Genomic DNA, 3212 nt, shown 5'->3' on the forward strand with positions numbered 1-3212 from the left:
GGGGTGATGGGTGGCTGGTCGTTGTTTGAGAACTGCACAGTGGACGCGAGCATCTGTGGCCAAGTTTTTAAGGGCGCACGGTGGATGCCTTGGCACCAGGAACCGATGAAGGACGTGGGAGGCCACGATAGTCCCCGGGGAGTCGTCAACCAGGCTTTGATCCGGGGGTTTCCGAATGGGGAAACCCGGCAGTCGTCATGGGCTGTCACCCATACCTGAACACATAGGGTATGTGGAGGGAACGCGGGGAAGTGAAACATCTCAGTACCCGCAGGAAGAGAAAACAACCGTGATTCCGGGAGTAGTGGCGAGCGAAACCGGATGAGGCCAAACCGTATACGTGTGAGACCCGGCAGGGGTTGCGTGTACGGGGTTGTGGGATCTCTCTTTCACAGTCTGCCGGCTGTGAGACGAGTCAGAAACCGTTGATGTAGGCGAAGGACATGCGAAAGGTCCGGCGTAGAGGGTAAGACCCCCGTAGTCGAAACATCAGCGGCTCGTTTGAGAGACACCCAAGTAGCACGGGGCCCGAGAAATCCCGTGTGAATCTGGCGGGACCACCCGCTAAGCCTAAATATTCCCTGGTGACCGATAGCGGATAGTACCGTGAGGGAATGGTGAAAAGTACCGCGGGAGCGGAGTGAAATAGTACCTGAAACCGTGTGCCTACAAGCCGTGGGAGCGTCGCGCATTGAGTTTACTCAGTGCGTCGTGACTGCGTGCCTTTTGAAGAATGAGCCTGCGAGTTTGCGGTGTGTTGCGAGGTTAACCCGAGTGGGGTAGCCGTAGCGAAAGCGAGTCCTAATAGGGCGACTTTAGTAGCACGCTCAAGACCCGAAGCGGAGTGATCTAGCCATGGGCAGGTTGAAGCGGAGGTAAGACTTCGTGGAGGACCGAACCCACCAGGGTTGAAAACCTGGGGGATGACCTGTGGTTAGGGGTGAAAGGCCAATCAAACTCCGTGATAGCTGGTTCTCCCCGAAATGCATTTAGGTGCAGCGTCGTGTGTTTCTTGCCGGAGGTAGAGCACTGGATAGGCGATGGGCCCTACCGGGTTACTGACCTTAGCCAAACTCCGAATGCCGGTAAGTGAGAGCGCGGCAGTGAGACTGTGGGGGATAAGCTCCATGGTCGAGAGGGAAACAGCCCAGAGCATCGACTAAGGCCCCTAAGCGTACGCTAAGTGGGAAAGGATGTGGAGTCGCACAGACAACCAGGAGGTTGGCTTAGAAGCAGCCACCCTTGAAAGAGTGCGTAATAGCTCACTGGTCTAGTGATTCCGCGCCGACAATGTAGCGGGGCTCAAGCGTACCGCCGAAGTCGTGTCATTGCAGCAATAGGGCCAACGCCCGCTGTGATGGGTAGGGGAGCGTCGTGTGCCGGGTGAAGCCGCGCCGGAAGGCAGTGGTGGACGGTTCACGAGTGAGAATGCAGGCATGAGTAGCGATACACACGTGGGAAACGTGTGCGCCGATTGACTAAGGGTTCCTGGGTCAAGCTGATCTGCCCAGGGTAAGTCGGGACCTAAGGCGAGGCCGACAGGCGTAGTCGATGGATAACCGGTTGATATTCCGGTACCCGCTGTGAAGCGTCAAACGTCGAACCCATTAATGCTAAGGCCGTGAAGCCGTTCCGGACCCTTCGGGGAAAGGAAAGTGGTGGAGCCGCTGACCCAAGGTGGTAGTAGGTGAGTGATGGGGTGACGCAGGAAGGTAGTCCAGCCCGGGCGGTGGTTGTCCCGGGGTAAGGGTGTAGGCCGTGCGGTAGGTAAATCCGTCGCACACAAGGCTGAGACCTGATGCCGAGCCGATTGTGGTGAAGTGGATGATCCTATGCTGTCGAGAAAAGCCTCTAGCGAGTTTCATGGCGGCCCGTACCCTAAACCGACTCAGGTGGTCAGGTAGAGAATACCGAGGCGTTCGGGTGAACTATGGTTAAGGAACTCGGCAAAATGCCCCCGTAACTTCGGGAGAAGGGGGGCCATCACCGGTGAGAGGACTTGCTCCTTGAGCTGGGGGTGGCCGCAGAGACCAGCGAGAAGCGACTGTTTACTAAAAACACAGGTCCGTGCGAAGCCGTAAGGCGATGTATACGGACTGACGCCTGCCCGGTGCTGGAACGTTAAGGGGACCGGTTAGTCACATTTCGGTGTGGCGAAGCTGAGAACTTAAGCGCCAGTAAACGGCGGTGGTAACTATAACCATCCTAAGGTAGCGAAATTCCTTGTCGGGTAAGTTCCGACCTGCACGAATGGCGTAACGACTTCTCGACTGTCTCAACCATAGGCCCGGTGAAATTGCACTACGAGTAAAGATGCTCGTTTCGCGCAGCAGGACGGAAAGACCCCGGGACCTTTACTACAGTTTGATATTGGTGTTCGGTTCGGCTTGTGTAGGATAGCTGGGAGACTGTGAACTCTGGACGCCAGTTCAGGGGGAGTCGTCGTTGAAATACCAGTCTGGTCGTGCTGGATGTCTAACCTGGGTCCGTGATCCGGATCAGGGACAGTGTCTGATGGGTAGTTTAACTGGGGCGGTTGCCTCCTAAAGAGTAACGGAGGCGCCCAAAGGTTCCCTCAGCCTGGTTGGCAATCAGGTGTTGAGTGTAAGTGCACAAGGGAGCTTGACTGTGAGACCGACGGGTCGAGCAGGGACGAAAGTCGGGACTAGTGATCCGGCGGTGGCTTGTGGAAGCGCCGTCGCTCAACGGATAAAAGGTACCCCGGGGATAACAGGCTGATCTTCCCCAAGAGTCCATATCGACGGGATGGTTTGGCACCTCGATGTCGGCTCGTCGCATCCTGGGGCTGGAGTCGGTCCCAAGGGTTGGGCTGTTCGCCCATTAAAGCGGTACGCGAGCTGGGTTTAGAACGTCGTGAGACAGTTCGGTCCCTATCCGCTGCGCGCGCAGGAACATTGAGAAGGGCTGTCCCTAGTACGAGAGGACCGGGACGGACGAACCTCTGGTGTGCCAGTTGTCCTGCCAAGGGCATGGCTGGTTGGCTACGTTCGGGAGGGATAACCGCTGAAAGCATCTAAGCGGGAAGCCTGCTTCGAGATGAGTGTTCCCACCCCCTTTGAGGGGTTAAGGCTCCCAGTAGACGACTGGGTTGATAGGCCGGATCTGGAAGGCGGGTAACCGCTGGAGGTGACCGGTACTAATAGGCCGAGGGCTTGTCCTCAGTTGCTCGCGTCCACTGTGTTAGTTCTGAG

General features: G+C 57.0%; 1 rRNA gene. It reads left to right on the top strand.

The annotated features are described in order from the left end of the window. Positions 1-57 precede the first annotated feature (57 nt). Positions 58-3181: ribosomal RNA gene (locus ACIRP7_RS45570) — 23S ribosomal RNA — on the top strand. The last annotated feature ends 31 nt before the right edge of the window (positions 3182-3212 follow it).

Origin of the sequence: Streptomyces sp. NPDC102270 (assembly GCF_044766405.1) — a bacterium.
Taxonomy (GTDB): domain Bacteria; phylum Actinomycetota; class Actinomycetes; order Streptomycetales; family Streptomycetaceae; genus Streptomyces.